Source organism: Streptomyces sp. NPDC096013, assembly GCF_044763565.1.
GTDB lineage: Bacteria > Actinomycetota > Actinomycetes > Streptomycetales > Streptomycetaceae > Streptomyces.
The window spans coordinates 1,311,997-1,329,969 of sequence record NZ_JBIWGK010000001.1 but is presented as its reverse complement, the minus strand read 5'-3'; the positions used below and the strand labels follow the sequence as shown (position 1 = coordinate 1,329,969).

The following is a 17,973-nucleotide window of genomic DNA, read 5'->3' as shown; positions in this document are numbered from 1 at the left end:
CGGGTGGTCGCCGCCACTGACACCGGGTGGAGCGGGAGGATGTGGGCCGGATCGGTAGTCGCCGGTATCGGGTCGCGCGGCGCGGACGTCGTCCGGTTGGCCGCATCCCCGAACGCGCGTTCACCCTCGCCACCGCGCTCACCGCGCTCACCGCGCTCACCGCGCTCACCGCACTCGGACCCCGCGTCCTGAACGCCCACCCGCGCGCGGTGTGACGCTCCTCGTCCTCACGTCTCTCGCCGCCGCCGGTCTCGGCCTGACCCCGCTGCCCCGTTCGGCGGCCGCGGGGGTACCGGGCGCGGTCGCCGTCCCGTCGGCGGAGCCGCGTGTCGTGCACCGTACGGACCGCCGGTCAGTCTCACTCGTTCGTGGCACGTCGGGCGCCGGTGCGCCGGGTAGAGCATCTGCCGGAGGCGATCCATGGAACAGACTGCGTTGCGTCCCAAGCCGATGCCCGGTCAGGAACCCGGCGACGGCACCAGGCCGGGCGGCCCCCGGCGCCCGCACGCCGCGCGGCGCCGCGGCCGACGGCTCATCACCCTGCTGTTCAGCGTGTTCGTCGGGACCGTCCTGGTCCTCTCCGGGGTCGGCCTCGGCACGGTCGGCGCCACGGTGATCGGCATGAGCAAACTCGCCGAGATGCAACGCCAGGCCGCCCATCGACCGGCGTCCACGGCACCGTCGTCCGGTAAGCCCGCGTCCTCCGGGAGCCCGACGCCGGCGCCGTCGCCCACGGCCGCCACCGCGACCCTCGGCGTGGAGGCCGTGGACGCCGAGAAGGCGGGCGCCCTGATCGTAGGCGTCCACATGCCCGGGCCCGGCTACACCGCCGGACTGATCCGGGGTGACGTACTGCTCACGTTCGACGGCGACCGTGTCGACTCCGCCGCCGACCTCGCCCGCGCCGTCGCCCGGGCCCACCCCGGGGACGAGGTCACCGTCACGGTCCGCCACCACAGCGGCGGCTTCCAGCAGTTCACCGTGGTCCCGGGGTACGTCCTCTGACGAACCACGTCAGTCACCAGGAAGCACCTGGGTGGGAAAAGCGCTGGTCCGCCGAGGTCGCCTACGACGTGACCCGGGTCCTCGGCTCGGTGGTCCTGGTCGGCTTCGGCGTCCAGTACCGCCCAGCCCGCCTTGATCGGGCTCGCCGTACTGGGGCGGTCTACGACGCGGGCTATCACGGCCTCTCCGTGCGGTGCGTCGGGCGAGTCAGGACGCTGCTCTCCCGGGGCCGGTGTGCGCAGGCGTCCGGAGCAGGTCCCCGGGGGAGTGCCGCTCCTCCTGGGGGTCCCCCCATGGCCCCGGGAGGGCTGACGCCGTGATCGTGTCCGGGGCGGAAAGAGCGGGCGATCGGCTCGCGTGGCCCCGCGGGGGAGGGCAGGATGCTGACCGTAGCCCCCTTCCGCACGCTCTCGGAGGCCCTGAATGACCGGTAGCCCGCCCGCGCCCTTCACCGCCGACGACTACAGGGCCCGCATGGACCGCGCCGCCCGGGCCGCCGCCGACGCCGGTCTCGCGGGCCTGCTGGTGGCTCCGGGACCGGACCTCGTGTGGCTCACCGGCTACGTGCCCACGGCGATCACCGAACGGCTCACCGTCCTCGTCCTGGCGCCCGGACGCTCCCCGGTCCTCGTCGTCCCTACCCTGGAGGCCCCCGACGCCGCGAAGGCGGCCGGAGCCGACGCCCTCACCCTGCGCGACTGGACCGACGGCAAGGACCCCTACGCCGCCACCGCCGCGCTCCTCGACGCCACGGGCCGCTTCGGGATCAGCGACAACGCCTGGTCCATGCACCTGCTGGGCCTCCAGAAGACGCTGCCCGACACCACCTACGCCTCCCTCACCGACGCGCTGCCGATGCTGCGCGCCGTGAAGGACAAGGCCGAACTGGACCTCATGGCGGCGGCCGGAGCCGCCGCCGACGCAGCGTACGAGGAGATCCGGAAGGTTCCCTTCGCCGGCCGCCGCGAGTCCGACGTCGGCGCCGATCTCGCCGATCTGCTGCGGCAGTTCGGGCACTCCCAGGTCGACTTCACGATCGTCGCCTCGGGCCCCAACGGAGCCAACCCGCACCACGAAGTGGGCGACCGTGTCATCCAGCAGGGGGACATGATCGTCCTCGACTTCGGCGGCCTCAAGGACGGCTACGGCTCCGACACCTCGCGCACGGTCCACGTCGGCGAGCCCAGCGACGAGGAACAGCGCGTCCACGACCTCGTCCGCGAGGCCCAGGAGGCCGGTTTCCGCGCGGTGCGCCCCGGAGTCGCCTGCCAGGAGGTCGACCGCGCCGCCCGCGCGGTCATCGACTCCGCCGGCTATGGCCCCTACTTCATCCACCGCACCGGCCACGGCATCGGCGTCACCACGCACGAGCCGCCGTACATGATCGAGGGCGAGGAACAGCCCCTCGTGCCCGGGATGTGCTTCTCCGTGGAGCCCGGCATCTATCTGCCCGGCCGCTTCGGGGTACGTATCGAGGACATCGTCACGGTGACCGAGGACGGCGGTCGCCGGCTCAACAACACGGCCCGTGAGATGGCCCTGGTGGACTGACGACGACCAGGAGCCCCGACCCCGAACGGCGACGGCGCGACCATGACCCAGGCACCGACACCCACAGCGGACACCGTCCGGCAACTGGTCCGCTCCCTGCTCAAGGACAATGCGGCCGACGGCGCCGGACCCGAGATCCGGCCCGTCGCCGAGGGCGGCGAGCACGCCACCTGGTGGGTCGGCTCCCGCCATGTGCTGCGCCTCGCCCCGACCCGCGAGGCCGCCCTGCGCCAGCGCCGCGAACTGCGCCTGCGCGACCTCGTACGGCCGTCCCTCCCGGTCGCGGTCCCCACCAGCGTGGCGTACGGCGAGTGGGCGCCCGGGCTCACCTACACGCTGGACACCAAGGTGCCCGGGCGTTCCGGCGAGGACCAGGACGTCTCCGCCGTCGGCGAGGCCGACCTCGCCGGACTGCTCACCGGGCTGCGCGAGGTGCCCGCCCGGCAGGCCGAGTCACTCGGCGTCCCGCGCACCGCACCACGCTCCCTGGAGGCGCTGCGCCGCGCCGCCGAGCGGGCCGCCGAACGGCTCGCCGCCACCGACGAGTTCGACGCCGCCCGCCTCCACCAGCTGACCCAGCCCGGCGCGATCCAGCTCGCCGCGCAGGCCGGTACCGCCGTCCTCGTCCACCACGACCTCAAGGGCGAACACCTCGTGGTCAGCGCCGAGGGCCGGGTCCGCGGAGTCCTGGACTGGACCGACGCGGTCCTCGGCGACCCCGCCGAGGACATCGCCGGGCTCGCGCTGGCGGTCGGTTCCCCCGCCGCCGTACGCGCCGCGACCCTGGCCGGCTACGGCGCCCGCCCGTGTCTGCGCGGCCTCTGGCTCGCCCGCTGCGACACCGTCATCCGCCTCGCCGACCACCTCAAGGGCCGCGACACCGGCCCCCTGCCCCTCCTCAGGACCCAGCTACGGCGCACCTGGGAGGCGATCCTGCTGGAACGGGTGACGGAGCTGCGGGACGCGGACGCGGGTGGGGACGCGGAACTCTAGGGCGTAAACGCTTGCGCGAGCGTTTACGTCAGCCCTGCGCCAACACCACGCACGACTCCCCGGGCACCCGCAGCAACCCGTCCGCCCCCGGTACCTCCACCGGCTCCCACGCGGCCAGGATCTCCGCCGAGCGGGTGCCGAGGGGGATCGCGGCGGGTTCCTTGCCGAGGTTGACGGCGACGCGGACGTCGCCGCGGCGCAGGGCGAGCCAGCGGGCGTCCTCGTCGTAGGCGACCTTCGTGTCGGTGAGGTCGGGGTCGGTGAGGTCGGGCTCCTGGTGGCGGAGGGCGATGAGCCGCCGGTACCAGGCCAGCACGCGTGCGTGGGGCTCGCTCTGCGGTTCCGTCCAGTCGAGGCACGAGCGGTCGCGGGTCGCCGGGTCCTGCGGGTCGGGCACGTCCTCCTCGGCCCAGCCGTGCGACGTGAACTCCCGCCGCCTGCCCTGCCGTACGGCCTCCGCGAGGTCCGGGTCGGTGTGGTCGGTGAAGAACTGCCAGGGCGTGCCCGCGGCCCACTCCTCGCCCATGAACAGCATCGGGGTGAAGGGCCCGGTCAGGGTCAGCGCGGCGGCGCAGGCCAGCAGGCCGGGGGAGAGGGAGGCCGAAAGGCGGTCCCCCTGGGCGCGGTTGCCGATCTGGTCGTGGGTCTGGCTGTAGCCGAGGAGCCGGTGCGCGGCCACGCGCGTGCGGTCGAGGCGGCGGCCGTGATGACGGCCCCGGAAGCTCGAATAGGTGCCGTCGTGGAAAAAGCCGCCCGTCAGCGTCTTGGCGACCGCGGAGAGCGGGGCCCGCGCGAAGTCCGCGTAGTAGCCCTGCGATTCACCGGTCACCGCGGTGTGCAGGGCGTGGTGGAAGTCGTCGTTCCACTGCGCGTGCAGCCCGAGGCCACCCTCCGCGCGCGGGGTCACCACACGCGGGTCGTTCAGGTCGGACTCGGCGACCAGGAACAGCGGCCGGCCCGTCTCGGCGGCCAACGCGTCGACGGCGGACGACAGTTCCTCCAGGAAGTGGCACGCGCGCGTGTCCTTCAGCGCGTGCACCGCGTCCAGCCGCAGCCCGTCGATCCGGTACTCACGCAGCCACGCCAGCGCGCTGCCCAGGAGGAACGCGCGGACCTCGTCGGAGCCGGGCGCGTCCAGGTTGACGGCGCTGCCCCAGGGCGTGTGGTGCGTGTCCGTGAAGTAGGGGCCGAACGCGGGGAGGTAATTCCCGGACGGGCCGAGGTGGTTGTGCACCACGTCGAGCACGACGCCCAGGCCCAGTTCGTGGGCGCGGTCGACGAACCGCTTGAGTGCCTCGGGGCCGCCGTAGGGCTCGTGCACGGCCCACAGGGAGACGCCCTCGTAGCCCCAGCCGTTTCGGCCGGGGAAGGGGCACAGGGGCATCAACTCGACGTGCGTGACGCCCAGTTCGACGAGATGGCCGAGCCGGTCGGCCGCCGCGTCCAGGGTGCCCTCGGGGGTGTACGTGCCGACGTGCAGCTCGTAGAGGACCGCTCCGGGGAGCGGGCGTCCGGACCACGCGGCACGCCAGGTGTACCGCTCGTGGTCGACGACGGCGCTCAATCCGTCCGGTCCGTCCGGCTGTCGGCGCGAGCGCGGGTCGGGCAGTGGCGGCCCGTCGTCCACCGCGAACCCGTACCGCGAGCCGTCGCCCGCCTCCGCCTCCCCGCGCCACCATCCCGCGCGCTCGGAATCGCGCTCCAACGCGCGCGTGGCGCCGTCGCAATGGAGCGTCACTCGGTCTGCCTCTGGTGCCCACACCTCGAACTGCACGGACGGTTCCCCTTCGTCTGCTCACCGGGATGTAGCCCGTCCATCGTGCTTCAAACGAGATCAATCCGCTTTTGAATCCACCCCTTTGGCGCAGGTGTCGTCATGTTCGCGCGCGTGCGGGCCGTTTCCGCGTCTGCTGGACACCCGGGGTTCACTGCCCGACAATCACGAACGTGACGTCGTCCTTCGAGTTCCACACGTACCCCGCGCGGCTGTCCGACGTGGAGCGCGACAAGGCGCTCAAGGTCCTCCATGACGGCGTCGCCATGGGCAGGCTGTCGCACGACACGTTCATCCGGCGCATGGAGCTCGCGCTCGCCGCCCGCCGGTCCGAGGACCTCGCGCTGCTCACCGCCGACCTGCCCACCGAAAGCCGCCTCTCCCGGGTGCTGTTCGGCACCGTGGAGGCCGTCTCCGGCTTCACCGTGCGGCTGCGCAGGGCCTGGCAGGCCGAGCGGCTCCCCAAGCTGCTGCTGCCCCACCCGGGCAACGGACATCCGCTGCGCATCGGCCGCGACCCCGCCAACGGACTGCGCCTGACCCACGAGACGGTGTCCCGGGTGCACGCCGAACTCAGCCGCCAGGGCGGCATGTGGGTGCTGCGCGATCTCGGCTCGACCAACGGCACGACGGTCAACGGCCGACGGGTCATCGGGGCGGCCGTCGTCCGCGAGGGCGACCAGATCGGCTTCGGACGGATGGCGTTCCGGCTCGCCGTCACCTGAGCCCGGACGGCGTCCGGCGACGGCCGACCGGCACCTCCACCTCACCTCTGGCCTGGGCATTACCCGATGTGGCGATCTTGGCGTGCGTGAAATCCCTTTGTGTACGGCGGTGTTGACGTACCCCGTACGCCGTGACTGACTGTGCGTACACCATGCACACCAGGTGAACCGACCGCACCACATTTGTGGAGGTGCGCCCTGCCGCCACTCCTCCGCTACCCGTCCGTGGACGAGTTGGGCGCCCAGGCCGCCGCGCTCGTCGCCCGCCACCCCCAGGACGCCCGGCTGCGCCGCGTCGGGACCTCCCGGGCCGGTACGCCCCTGTGGCTGCTCTCCGTGGGCCACGGCAGCCGTCAGGCCCTCGTGGTCGCCGGACCGCACGCCAACGAGCCGGTCGGGGGCGCGACGGTGCTGCGGCTGGCCGAACGGGTCCTGGCCGACCCCCGGTTGAGCGAGGGCGCCGACGCCACCTGGAACCTGCTGCTGTGCCTCGACCCCGACGGCTCGCGCCGCAACGAGGGCTGGCTGTCCGGCCCGTACAGCCTCGGCCGGTACTTCCGGAACTTCTTCCGGCCCGGTTTCCTGGAGCAGCCCGAGTGGCTCCCGGACGGCGCGGCCGGGGCCCGACTCCCGGAGACCCGCGCCCTGTTGGCGGTCCAGGACGAACTCCGGCCGTTCCTCCAGTGCTCCTTGCACGGCGTCGACGTCGGCGGCGGCTTCGTGGAACTCACCCACGACCTCCCCGGCCTCGCCCGCCGCGTCGCCCACACCGCCGCCCGCCTCGCCGTCCCGCGCGAACTCGGCCCGTACGACACGCTGTACTGGCCCAGCCTGGGCCCCGCCGTCTACCGCATCCCGCCCCCGCGCCCGGGCGACCTGGCCGCCGCCATCACCGAGGCCGCCGTCGAGTCGACCTGGTACCACCCGCACCGGTACGGCACCGTCACCGCGGTCGTCGAGGCGCCGATGTGGGGCGTGGCCGGCGTCGAGGACGGCACCCCGCCCGCCGACGCGGACGCGTTCCTCCGCACCGTGAGCCACACCCTGCGCCACGACACCCGCATCCTGGAGCGACTCCTCGCGCGGATACGGCCGTTCGTGCCGGGCGGCGCGGAAGCGGGAGGACTCTCCCGGGCGGGCCTGGAGTCGGGCGGGCTCGCGCGGACCGGTGGACCGGTGCCGCCGTCCACCGTGCCCGGCGCGCGGCCCGGGACCCTCGTCGTGTCCGACGCCGCACGGCTGCTCGCGCCGGTCGACGACTATTTACTGGTCTGCCCCGGGCTCGCCGACGCGTGGGACCCCGAGGTCGACACCGGCGCCGCCCGTCCGCTCCCGCCGCTCGGCACCGCGCATCTGGCGGCCCTGCGCATCGCGGGGCGGCGCCTGGCGCTGCGCACGGCGGGGCTGCTCTACCAGGTCGTCGTCACCTCCGGGCACGATCAGGCCGATGTCCTCCCGGAGTTGGACCGGCTGGTCGACCAATGGTGCGCCGACTACCGCGACGGCTGCGGTGCGCGCTGGATCTCGGTCGCACGCCAGGTCGAGTACCAGTCGCGCGTGGTGCTCAGCGCGTTCGAACTGGCCCACCGGCACGCGCCCGTGCGTTCCCGTTCGGGTGAGCCGGGGTGGGGTACGGAGACCGTGGTGCCGATGCACCGGGAATGACGCACACCATCTCCGAGCCGCACGCCCCGAAGACCCGCATCGCGGAAATCCGCCCCCTGAAGACCCGCACCAGGAAGGCGACCGCCCTACGGAGTGCCCTGCTCGCGGCGGCCCTCGTGCTCCTCGCCGGGCAGGCACCGGCCCGGGCGACCGCACCCCACCACGGTCTCCGGGGCGACTGGCTCTACCTCACCGTCACCCGGGGCGACAGCCGGTCCAGTGACACGCGCGGGACCCTGCTGCTGTGCGACCCGCCCCAGGGGCACGCCCACGCGGCCGAGGCCTGCGCCGAACTGGCCGCGGCGGACGGCGACATCGACGCGCTCCCGCCCAAGAGCGCCTTCTGCCCGATGATCTACGCCCCGGTGACCGCCCACGCGCGCGGGGAGTGGCAGGGGCGCCCGGTCGACTACAACAGGACCTTCGCCAACGCGTGCTCCATGGCGGCACGCACAGGAGACGTCTTCGCGCTGGACCGCTGAGGCGCGGGCGGAGCGGCCGGAGCGGGCGGGATCAGGCCGAGTGCCGGGCACGCGCGCGTGAGACCTCGTCGAACCCGCCCGCCTGCTCGCGCGCGTGCAGCGCCGCCGCCACGACCGTGCGGGCCTGATGCTCGACCTGGTTCTCCAGCGGCACCCAGCGGGCCCGGAAGCGTTCCTCGAAGGCGTCGCTCCAGGACGCCACGAGCTGTTCCAGCAGGGGCGCCGCGCGGTCGTCGGTCTCCCGCAGGACCCGCAGCAGCATCGCCGCGGCCCGCAACGGCAGCCGCCGCCCGAACGCGTCCACGCTGCCCACGTACGCCATCGTCGTGCCGGCCGGCTCGGTGTGCATCCAGTCCGCCGCGAGACCCGGCACCAGCTCCAGGGCCCACTTCGCGGCCCGCAGCAGCGGCCCGTCGACGCCCTGGAGCCGCGGCAGCGCCTCGGCGAGCACCCGGTCCACCTCCCGCCCGTCCCGCAGCAGACGGCGCGCCAGCCGCCGTATCGCCGCCGCGGGGGCCGGATGCGGTGCCGGGTCGTCCACCAGGTCGCTGGCCCACATCGGGACCTCCACGACCGCCGTGAGGCCGCCGTACCGGTGCGCGTGGTACCAGGTGCTGTGCCGCGCGTCGTCCGGCATGCTCGGGTACGCCATGTCCACGCCGGGCGCCGGCATCACATGCACCCCGGGCCCCGAGGCGGGCCAGCCCGCCGCGTCCGAGGCGCCCGTCTCCACCGGGATGTGCAGCTCGGCCGCCGACTTGGCGAACGGCTCGGCCAGCCCCGGTATGTCCTTCGTCAGCTGCACCCAGCTGCCGCCCAGATCGGTCCCGTGCAGCGTCACCTGGAGGTAGGGCCGCAGCTCGTCGATCACCCGGGTCAGCGCCCGCGTCTCCGGCGGCAGCCGGTCGGGCGGCAGCACCGAAGGCGACCACTCCGGCTGCTCCGGCCCGGCCGGACGGAAGAACCCCAGGTGGTAGTCGAACAGACTCCGCGGCGCCGGCGTCACATGCAGACTCGCCCCGTCCGGGTCCGCGCAGAGCAGAAAGTGCCAGGAGGTGTCCGACCTCAACTCCTTCTCCGCTACGACCCGTTCGGCCAGGGCGAGGAGAGTGGAGCCGCCCGTCGGCTCATTGGCGTGGGCGCCCGCGACCACCAGGACGGCGCGCTGGGCGTGCCCCACGGACAACAGGTGCAGCGGTCTGCCCGCGCGGGAGACACCCACCTGCCTCAGGGCGCACAGACCCGGCCGGTGCGCGGCCAACGCCCCTGCGGTCGAGACCAGTTCGGTCACACTGGGGTATCGCAACTCCGGCAGAAGACTCACCCCCGACTAGTCCGCCCCGGCTTCGCAACCGCAGTACCCCACGGCCTCTGGGAACTGTCAAGGAGACCGCGGGGGAGGCTACCGGGGGCGCCCAGGCGCGTGTACCGGCAGCCGGTAACGGCGTGGGCGCCGGCAGGGGGCCCGGGTTCTCATGGCGTGCGGCCGTCCCCGTACGCCGTAGGTCTCCGGGACGCCCGCCTCACCCGGACGGCCGTACGGGAGCTGCGCCCCGCGAGCAGTGGTGGTCGGCTGGGGGCAGCCGCGTGGGCGCATCGCGCGGACGACCGGCCGCGCGCCCCCAGGGCGGTGTGCGGCGGAGCGACGACCACGGGAGCGGACGGCGGTGCTGTGTCTCACGGACGTCCTCGTCACGCGGACCACGGGCATCCCCGCCCGCCCACCGGCCCCGCCGAGCCTGCGGACGGCCGTACGGGACCCGTATCCGCTCTACCGCACCCTGCGTACGCATCACCCCCTGGTGTACGACGAGCCCTTCGGCGCCTGGCTCGTCAGCCGCTACGTCGACGTCCGCGCCGCGCTCGCCGACCCCCGGCTTATCCCCCTGCCCGGCGAGGGGACGTCGGAGGCCGATCAGCGCCTCGAACGGGCGCTGCACGGGCCCGCGTCGGCCGCGCTGACCGCCGCCGTCGAACGCGGCGCCCATGTCCTCGCCCGTCGGCTGGCCGCCCGTGAAGAGGCCGACCTCGTGGCCGAGTTCTGCGACTGGCTGCCCACCGCCACGCTCGTGGCCGCGCTCGGGCTGCCGTACGAGGAGACCGCACGTGTGCACTGCTGGTGCCGCACGGGACTCGGCCCCTCCGGGGGCGGGCGTTCCGAACTGGCCGTCTTCCTGCGCCCGCTGACGGCCCGGCGCCGCGCCCACCCGGGCGGTGACCTGCTCTCCGTGCTGTGCGCCGAACGGACCGACGAGGCCGTCACGGGGCTGGTGGGCACGCTGCTCGGCGCCGCGGGGGAGTCCACCGCGCGGGCGCTGGCGTCGTTCCTCGCCAACCTCCTGGAGCACCCACGACAGCTGGCGGTGCTCCGGGACCGGCCCGACCTCACGGCGGGTGCCTGGGCGGAGTCCCTGCGCCGTGACCCGCCGCTGCACATCGTGAAGCGCCGGGCCGTCGAACCCGTCGGCGCGATCCCCGCCGGAGCCACCGTCGCCTGCCTCCTCGGCGCCGCGGGCCGCGACCCGGAACGCTTCACCGACCCCGACCGCTACGACGCCTTCCGCCCCGACCCCGCCCCGCTCGCCCACGGCACGGGCCGCCACGCCTCGGCCGAGGCCCTCCTCGCCCGTCTCACGGCCGAACACGGCCTGCGGGCGCTGCTGGCCGTCCTGCCGGGCCTGCGCCGCGCAGAGGGCGCCCAGGCGGCGCCTGAGGACCTGGTCCGGCGCTCGCCCAAGATCCTCAGGGTCCGCACCCGCTAGTCACTCTCGCCCACCCGCTCCAGCAGCACCGCGGGCGACGATCCGAAAACGTCCGCCACGCGTGCGTGCCCCGTGAACTCCCGCTCCGGAGCCAGCACATCGACCCACCGCCCCGGCGGCAGCGGCAGCACCGTGTCACGCCAGCCGCCCGCCTCCGCGAGCCGCGACGACAGCCGGGTCACCGCCGTGACCGCACTCCCGGAGCGCGCGAACGCCACACAGTGCGCCGCCGCCGGGCCCTCCGCCGTCAGCGGGGTGTACGTCGCCGCGTCACCGAACACCTCGGGCCGCCGGGCCCGCAACCGGAGCGCGGCGGCCGTCAGCGCGCCCTTGTCGCCGGGGTGCGGCGGCGGGAACGGCACCGGGCGGCGGTTGTCCGGGTCGACCAGGGCCCGGTACTCAGTCTCCGTGCCCTGGTAGAGGTCCGGCACGCCGGGCATCGTGAGCTGGACCAGGGTGGCACTCAGCATGTTCGCCCGGATGTGCGCCTCAAGTGCCGTACGGAAAGCCGCCACCCGCTCACCCGGAGCCCCGCACGGGCCCGCCGCGACGAACGCCGCCACCGCCTCCTCGTACGGCGGCTCCTGCTCCGTCCAGCTCGTGTACAGGCCCGCCTCGCGCACATGCTTCAGCAGGGCCTCCTGGACGCGCTCCGGGTCCGCGGGGCCGAGCCCGAACACCGTCTGCCAGGCGGCCCACGCCAGTTGGGCGTCCGGCACGCCCTCGCCAGTGCGGGTCACCTCGGCCAGCACGTCCGCCCAGCGCTCCGGCACCTCGGTGAGCACCGCCAGCGCGGCCCGTACGTCGGCGCTGCGCTTCGTGTCGTGCGTCGACAGCACCGTGCCCATGGCGGGCCAGTCGCGCTGCACGCGCGCGCAGAACGCGTGGAAGTCCTCCGGGGACACCGCGGGGCTCCCCGGGTTCCCGCCCACCTCGGTCGCCGACAGGAGCGGCACATACCGGTAGAAGGCCGTGTCCTCGACGGACTTGGCCCGCAGCGCGGAAGCGGTCTGCGCGAACCGCGTCCGGAACTCGACCTGTTCGGGCCCGTCCCCGTGACCCCCCAGCAGCAGCTCCCGTACGACGTCGACGGCGCCCGCCTCCTCCGGGACGACGAACGCCTGCCGGGCCTCGGCCGCCGCCTCCTCGGTGACGACCGCGGCGGTGTCCCCGGAGGTGTACGGCCGGTACACCTCCAGGCGGACCAGCAGCTCCAGCAGCGCGGTCCGCAGCGCCCAGGGGGCCCGGTCGCGCAGCGCGGGCTCCGGGGACGTGGCGCACAGCCGGACCACGACCCGGGTCAGCCGGTCCATCTCGGCGACCAGCTCGTGCGTGAGCACCTTGTACGCCGCCCGCCGTACCGTCGCCTCCCACTGGCCGCCGCGGTCGGTCTGCGGGGCCGCGAACCTCCGGTACTGGCCCAGGAGTTCCCCCACGCCCGCCGGGTCCGTGAACAGCCCGTCGACCTGGCGGAGCGCGTCGTAGCCGGTGGTGCCCGCGACGGGCCAGGACGCCGGCAGGTGCTCTCCGTCCGCGAGGATCTTCTCCACGACCGTCCAGCGGCCCCCGGTGGCCTCGTGCAGCCGCGCGAGGTAGTCGTCGGGGTCGGCGAGGCCGTCGGGGTGGTCGACGCGCAGCCCGTCGACGACGCCCTCACGCAGCAGTTGCAGCATCTTCGCGTGCGTGGCGTCGAAGACCTCGGGGTCCTCGACGCGCACCCCGATCAGCTCCGAAATGCTGAAGAACCGCCGGTAGTTGAGCTCGGTGCGGGCCAGCCGCCACCACACCGGGCGGTACCGCTGCGCGTCCAGGAGCCGCGGCAGCGGCAGCTCGGCGGTGCCTTCACGCAGCGGAAAGACGTGGTCGTAGTAGCGCAGCACGTCGCCGTCGACCGCCATGTGCTCCAGCTCCCCGCCGACGGGACCGCCGAGCACCGGCAGCAGCACCTGCCCGCCCTGGGCCTCCCAGTCGATGTCGAACCAGCGCGCGTACGGCGACTTGGGGCCCTCCCGGAGGACCTCCCACAGGGCGTGGTTGTGGCGCGGGGACATCGCCATGTGGTTGGGCACGATGTCCACCACGAGGCCGAGACCGTGCTCGCGCGCGGTGCGCGCGAGGGCCCGCAGCCCGTCCTCGCCGCCGAGTTCGTCCCGCACGCGCGCGTGGTCGACGACGTCGTAGCCGTGCGTGGAGCCCGGGACGGACTCGAGGACGGGGGACAGGTGCAGGTGCGAGACGCCGAGCGACGCCAGGTACGGCACGGCCGCAGCCGCCGCCGGGAACGGGAACTCGGGCTGTAGCTGCAACCGGTAGGTGGCCGTGGGCACTGCCGGGTCGGGTCGCTCAGGTGTCATGCAGACCTACGTACCCGCCCGGCCGTCTTTCGTGTCATCGACCCCGCATCCGGTGCTCTGATCGGCCGACCCGCCTCCTAGGTGGGCCGTTGCAGCACGGTCATGCTGCGGTCCACCAGCGTCAGCCGGTCACCGGCCTTCACCTTCGCGCCCGTGCCCGGCGGCACCCCCTCGGGGCGGCCCGTGTCCACGACCACCTCCCACTGGCGGCCGTGGTTGACCGGCACGACGAACTCCAGCGTCTCCGGGGAGGCGTTGAACATCATCAGGAAGGAGTCGTCGGCGATCCGCTCCCCGCGGGGACCGGGCTCCGAGATGGCGTTGCCGTTCAGGAACACCGACAGCGCGGACGCCTGTGCCGAGTCCCAGTCCCGCTGGGCCATCTCCTTGCCCTCCGGGGTGAACCAGGCGATGTCCGACAGCTCGTCGTGGGTGCCCTCCACGGGCCGCCCGTGGAAGAACCGCCGGCGCCGGAACACCGGGTGCTCCTTGCGCAGCCACACCAGCGCGCGTGTGAAGGCGGGCAACCCCGCCGACTCGGCCTCGCTCTCGGGCCACTTGACCCACGCCAGTTCGCTGTCCTGGCAGTACGCGTTGTTGTTGCCCTTCTGCGTGCGCGCGAACTCATCCCCGTGGCTGATCATCGGCACGCCCTGGGACAGCATCAGCGTGGCGACGAAGTTGCGCATCTGGCGGGCGCGCAGCTCCAGGACGGCCGGGTCGTCGGTCTCGCCCTCGGCCCCGCAGTTCCAGGACCGGTTGTGGCTCTCACCGTCCCGGTTGTCCTCGCCGTTGGCCTCGTTGTGTTTGTCGTTGTACGACACCAGGTCGTTCAGCGTGAACCCGTCATGGCAGGTCACGAAGTTGATGGACGCCAGGGGACGGCGTCCGTCGTCCTGGTAGAGATCGGACGAGCCGGTCAGCCGGGACGCGAACTCCGCGAGCGCCCGCCCCTCGCCCCGCCACATGTCCCGCACGGTGTCGCGGTACTTGCCGTTCCACTCCGTCCACAGCGGCGGGAAGTTGCCCACCTGGTAGCCGCCCTCGCCGACGTCCCAGGGCTCCGCGATCAGCTTCACCTGGGAGACCACCGGGTCCTGCTGCACCAGGTCGAAGAACGACGACAGCCGGTCCACCTCGTGGAACTGCCGGGCCAGGGTGGCCGCCAGGTCGAAGCGGAAGCCGTCGACGTGCATCTCGGTGACCCAGTAACGCAGCGAGTCCATGATCAGCTGGAGCACGTGCGGGGACCGCATGAGCAGCGAGTTGCCCGTCCCCGTGGTGTCCATGTAGTAGCGGGGGTCCTCCGTCAGCCGGTAGTACGAGGGGTTGTCGAGGCCCTTGAAGGACAGCGTCGGCCCCAGGTGGTTGCCCTCGGCGGTGTGGTTGTAGACGACGTCCAGGATGACCTCGATACCGGCCTCGTGCAGCGCCCGTACCGCGGACTTGAACTCCAGGACCTGCTGGCCGCGGTCGCCCCAGGAGGCGTACGCGTTGTGCGGGGCGAAGAAACCGATCGTGTTGTAGCCCCAGTAGTTGTTCAGCCCCATGTCGACCAGCCGGTGGTCGTTCACGAACTGATGCACCGGCATCAGCTCCAGGGCCGTCACGCCCAGCTCCACCAGGTGCTCGATGACCGCCGGATGCGCGAGCGCCGCGTACGTGCCGCGCAGCTCGTCCGGCAGCCCCGGGTGCCGCATCGTCAGGCCCTTGACGTGGGCCTCGTAGAGCACGGTCTCGTGGTAGCCGCGCCGGGGCAGCCGGTCGTCGCCCCAGTCGAAGTACGGGTTGACCACGACCGACGTCATGGTGTGCGGCGCCGAGTCCAGGTCGTTGCGCTTGTCGGGCGCGTCGAAGTGGTAGCCGTACACCTCCTCGCCCCAGGCGATCGATCCGCTGACCGCCTTCGCGTACGGGTCGAGCAGCAGCTTCGCGGAGTTGCACCGCTGGCCGCGCTCGGGCGCGTACGGTCCGTGCGCACGGAAGCCGTACCGCTGCCCGGGCATGATGCCGGGCACGTACGCGTGCCGCACGAACGCGTCACTCTCCCGTAGTTCCACCGCCGTTTCCGAGCCGTCGTCGTGCAGCAGACACAGCTCTACTCGGTCCGCGGCCTCGGTGAAGACCGCGAAGTTGGTGCCGGCGCCGTCATACGTGGCACCGAGTGGATACGCCTCTCCAGGCCAGACCTGCATGGTCACGACTCTTTCAGCCGGGCCCCGCCACCGGGGCGCCTTGGGAATGAGTCTCCCCGAAAGTGAGGGAACCACGTATGACTTACGTCCCTCTTACCAAATGACCGGTGGATACGACGGATGCCGTATCCCGAAGGAAGTGCGACAGACCACTCCCAGCGGTCCGGGGATGGATCCAGGGGGAGTAGGGGGAAATGTGCGAAGGACAGTGCACCGCCACCTGGGCAAAGTGGTGGCAGGTGCGGCCATAGCGGTCGCCGGGACCGCCGTGATGGTCGCCGTCACCCTGCCGGGCACGGCGGGGGCGGACGAGTCGGGCGGCACCGGACAGGCCGCCGGATCGGCCGGACAGCAGGCCGCGGGGACGCTCGGCGCGGCACCCGGAGTGGTCCAGCAGGCTCCCGCCGAGGGCGAGAAGGGCAAGGGCCGCGACCCGCTGACCGACGACGAGACCAAGCGCGTCGAGCAGATCGCGGTGAACCAGCAGCTGTTCAACTCCACCGAGAACGTGGACGGGAAGCGTGGCCCGCAGCGCCTCGACGTCGAACTCGCCGCCCCCGAGCCGAGCGAGCTGGACAACCCGAACGCACCGCGCCGCGCGGACGTGACGTTCTACGACTACAAGGACGACTCGGTCCTCACCAAGACCGTCAACCTCGACACCGGCAAGGTCGAACAGACCGGCACCCAGCACGGAGTGCAGCCCCCGGCGAGCAACGCCGAGGACGTCGAGGCCGCCGAACTGCTGCTCGCCAGCCCGCTCGGCGCGGGTCTGAAGGCGGACTACAAGGACGCCACGGGCAGTCAACTCACCTCGCCCGACCAGCTGTTGCTGACCGCGATGATCTACAAGGCGACCCCGGGGAAGCAGTCGGGCGACCTCGACCAGTGCGGCGAGCACCGCTGCGTACGGCTGTTCCCGAAGGTGAAGAACGGGCCGTGGATCGACGCCCGCGACTTCGTCATCGACCTGAGTGCCCGCAAGGTCGGCAAGCTCACCGGCTGAGCCGACCGCGCCTCCTTCGACCACTGTCCCAACTTGCTTTCCCTGTAAGGGAGTCATTTCTTCATGCGCGTAAAGCGTTCCATCAGCAGCTTCCGGCCGCGGAGAACCAGCAGTGCCGGCAGGCGGGGCGCCGTCGCCCTCGCCGTGGCCGCCCTGGCCGCCGGTGCCACCGCGGGCGCGGGCCCGGCCGTCGCCCAGCCGAAGGCCGCCCCGAGCGCCGCGGCCCCCGGGTGCAGCGCCGCCTACACCATCGAGCAGAAGCTCTCCACCGGCACCACCTGGCGGATGTGCTGGCACTACGAGCGCGAGGCCGGCCTCGTCCTGGAGAACATCTCCTACCAGCCGCCCGGCCAGGCCACGCCCATCAAGGTGCTCGCCGACGCCAAGCTCGCCCAGATCCACGTGCCGTACGACGACGGCACGAACGAGTACAGCGACCTCACGCAGTACGGCTTCGGCACGGGCCTGATGAACATGGCGCCCGGCGAGTGCCCCGGCGGCACCATCAAGACCGTCAAGGTCCCCGACGCCATCGACCCGGCCCACCCGAACGTCAAGGGCCTCTGTACGACGACCCGTTCACGCGGCCACGCCTTCCGCATGCAGGGCGACACCGCCAACAAGGTCTTCCAGACCCAGGGCAAGGACTTCCTCGTCTACACGGTCAACCAGGTCGGCTGGTACGAGTACATCACCGAGTGGCGCTTCCAGGACGACGGCACCATCAACATGAACGTCGGTGCCACCGGCAGCCTTTCGCCGTACGACTACGACGCGGGCGACGGCCGCGGCTGGCCCCTCGGCAAGGGCGCCACGGCGTACGCGACGAGCCACCAGCACGACGTCTTCTGGAAGTTGGACTTCGCGCTCGACGGCTCCTCCAAGGGCCGCGTCGAGCAGTACGACTCCGCGGTCACCACGCACGGCGCCAACACCCCCACGAACAAGACCACGATGACCAAGGTCACCAAGGAACTCGCGGGCGACGCCAAGAACATGCGCTGGTGGCGCGTCGTCAGCGCGACCGGCAAGAACAAGGACAACCACGCCCGGTCCTACGAGATAGTCCCCGGCCCCACCACCAAGTACCCGGGCCGCAGCTTCACCCAGCACGACGTGTACTTCACCGAGTACAACAAGTGCGAGCAGTTCGCCAGCGACAACCTGCCCAACTGCGGTGCGGGGCACCCGAAGTCGGTCGACAAGTGGGTCAACGGACAGACCCTCACCCACCCCGTGGTGTGGGTGAACGTCGGCTTCCACCACATCGCCCGCGACGAGGACCAGCAGCCGATGCCGGTCCACTGGCAGGGATTCTCCATCGCCCCGCGCGACGTCACCGCTATGAATCCGCTCACTCCGGCCGCGCTCGCCAACCAGAACGGCAATGTACTCGGCGGAAGTTGAGAAACGACCCTGTCCATCCGGCTGCACCGCCGACCGGTCCCGGAGTACCCTTCC

14 protein-coding genes are annotated in these 17,973 nt (G+C 72.7%); 10 read left to right on the top strand and 4 right to left on the bottom strand.

The window, feature by feature from the left end; translation table 11 throughout:
- The first annotated feature begins 26 nt into the window (after positions 1–26).
- The 4 genes from ACIRB1_RS05765 to ACIRB1_RS05750 all read left to right on the top strand — a co-directional run bounded on the left by ACIRB1_RS05765 (position 27) and on the right by ACIRB1_RS05750 (position 3,549).
- Positions 27–215, top strand: a complete 189-nt coding sequence (locus ACIRB1_RS05765) for a hypothetical protein (protein WP_403464680.1) — start codon at positions 27–29, stop codon at positions 213–215.
- A 205-nt stretch (positions 216–420) separates the two neighbouring features.
- Positions 421–1,005 (top strand): PDZ domain-containing protein, encoded by a 585-nt coding sequence (locus ACIRB1_RS05760; RefSeq protein ID WP_403464679.1) that lies wholly within the window; start codon positions 421–423, stop codon positions 1,003–1,005.
- A gap of 423 nt (positions 1,006–1,428) precedes the next feature.
- Positions 1,429–2,556: a M24 family metallopeptidase gene (locus ACIRB1_RS05755; protein WP_403464678.1), complete on the top strand. Its 1,128-nt coding sequence runs from the start codon at positions 1,429–1,431 to the stop codon at positions 2,554–2,556.
- A 42-nt stretch (positions 2,557–2,598) separates the two neighbouring features.
- Positions 2,599–3,549, top strand: a complete 951-nt coding sequence (locus ACIRB1_RS05750) for an aminoglycoside phosphotransferase family protein (protein ID WP_403464677.1) — start codon at positions 2,599–2,601, stop codon at positions 3,547–3,549.
- 28 nt (positions 3,550–3,577) lie between these two features.
- Here ACIRB1_RS05750 and treZ read toward each other — a convergent pair whose 3' ends face one another.
- Positions 3,578–5,323, bottom strand: a complete 1,746-nt coding sequence (gene treZ / locus ACIRB1_RS05745; protein WP_403464676.1) for a malto-oligosyltrehalose trehalohydrolase — start codon at positions 5,321–5,323, stop codon at positions 3,578–3,580.
- A 173-nt stretch (positions 5,324–5,496) separates the two neighbouring features.
- Between treZ and ACIRB1_RS05740 the strand changes: the two genes are divergently transcribed.
- The 3 genes from ACIRB1_RS05740 to ACIRB1_RS05730 all read left to right on the top strand — a co-directional run bounded on the left by ACIRB1_RS05740 (position 5,497) and on the right by ACIRB1_RS05730 (position 8,195).
- Positions 5,497–6,048 carry a DUF1707 and FHA domain-containing protein gene (locus ACIRB1_RS05740; RefSeq protein ID WP_352177803.1) on the top strand — a complete coding sequence of 184 codons (552 nt, stop codon included), beginning with the start codon at positions 5,497–5,499 and terminating at the stop codon, positions 6,046–6,048.
- 183 nt (positions 6,049–6,231) lie between these two features.
- The gene (locus ACIRB1_RS05735) at positions 6,232–7,713 is read left to right on the top strand and encodes a M14 family zinc carboxypeptidase (protein ID WP_403464675.1); all 1,482 of its coding nucleotides are present in this window, start codon (positions 6,232–6,234) and stop codon (positions 7,711–7,713) included.
- Positions 7,710–8,195 (top strand): SSI family serine proteinase inhibitor, encoded by a 486-nt coding sequence (locus tag ACIRB1_RS05730; protein ID WP_403464674.1) that lies wholly within the window; start codon positions 7,710–7,712, stop codon positions 8,193–8,195. The genes ACIRB1_RS05735 and ACIRB1_RS05730 overlap by 4 nt, the downstream gene beginning before the upstream one ends.
- A 31-nt stretch (positions 8,196–8,226) precedes the next feature.
- Here ACIRB1_RS05730 and ACIRB1_RS05725 read toward each other — a convergent pair whose 3' ends face one another.
- A complete protein-coding gene (locus ACIRB1_RS05725; RefSeq protein ID WP_403464672.1) occupies positions 8,227–9,519 on the bottom strand; it encodes a M14 family zinc carboxypeptidase in 1,293 nt (430 codons plus the stop codon).
- Between the two features lie 343 nt (positions 9,520–9,862).
- On the opposite strand from ACIRB1_RS05725, the gene ACIRB1_RS05720 reads away from it, so the two are divergent.
- Positions 9,863–10,957 (top strand): cytochrome P450, encoded by a 1,095-nt coding sequence (locus ACIRB1_RS05720; RefSeq protein WP_403464671.1) that lies wholly within the window; start codon positions 9,863–9,865, stop codon positions 10,955–10,957.
- Here ACIRB1_RS05720 and treY read toward each other — a convergent pair.
- Positions 10,954–13,311, bottom strand: coding sequence for a malto-oligosyltrehalose synthase (gene treY, locus ACIRB1_RS05715; RefSeq protein WP_403464670.1), 2,358 nt, complete (start codon positions 13,309–13,311; stop codon positions 10,954–10,956). The two genes, ACIRB1_RS05720 and treY, sit on opposite strands and share 4 nt — an antisense overlap.
- 77 nt (positions 13,312–13,388) lie before the next feature.
- Entirely contained in the window at positions 13,389–15,506 is a 2,118-nt protein-coding gene (glgX, locus tag ACIRB1_RS05710) for a glycogen debranching protein GlgX (protein ID WP_352177797.1), read from the bottom strand.
- Between the two features lie 196 nt (positions 15,507–15,702).
- Here glgX and ACIRB1_RS05705 point away from each other — a divergent pair, with 196 nt between their 5' ends.
- Complete coding sequence (locus tag ACIRB1_RS05705; RefSeq protein ID WP_403464669.1) at positions 15,703–16,512, top strand: Tat pathway signal sequence domain protein; 810 nt, start codon at positions 15,703–15,705, stop codon at positions 16,510–16,512.
- A gap of 63 nt (positions 16,513–16,575) precedes the next feature.
- On the top strand, positions 16,576–17,919 hold the full coding sequence (locus ACIRB1_RS05700; protein WP_352177795.1) for a copper amine oxidase: 1,344 nt from the start codon (positions 16,576–16,578) through the stop codon (positions 17,917–17,919).
- Positions 17,920–17,973: the final 54 nt, after the last annotated feature.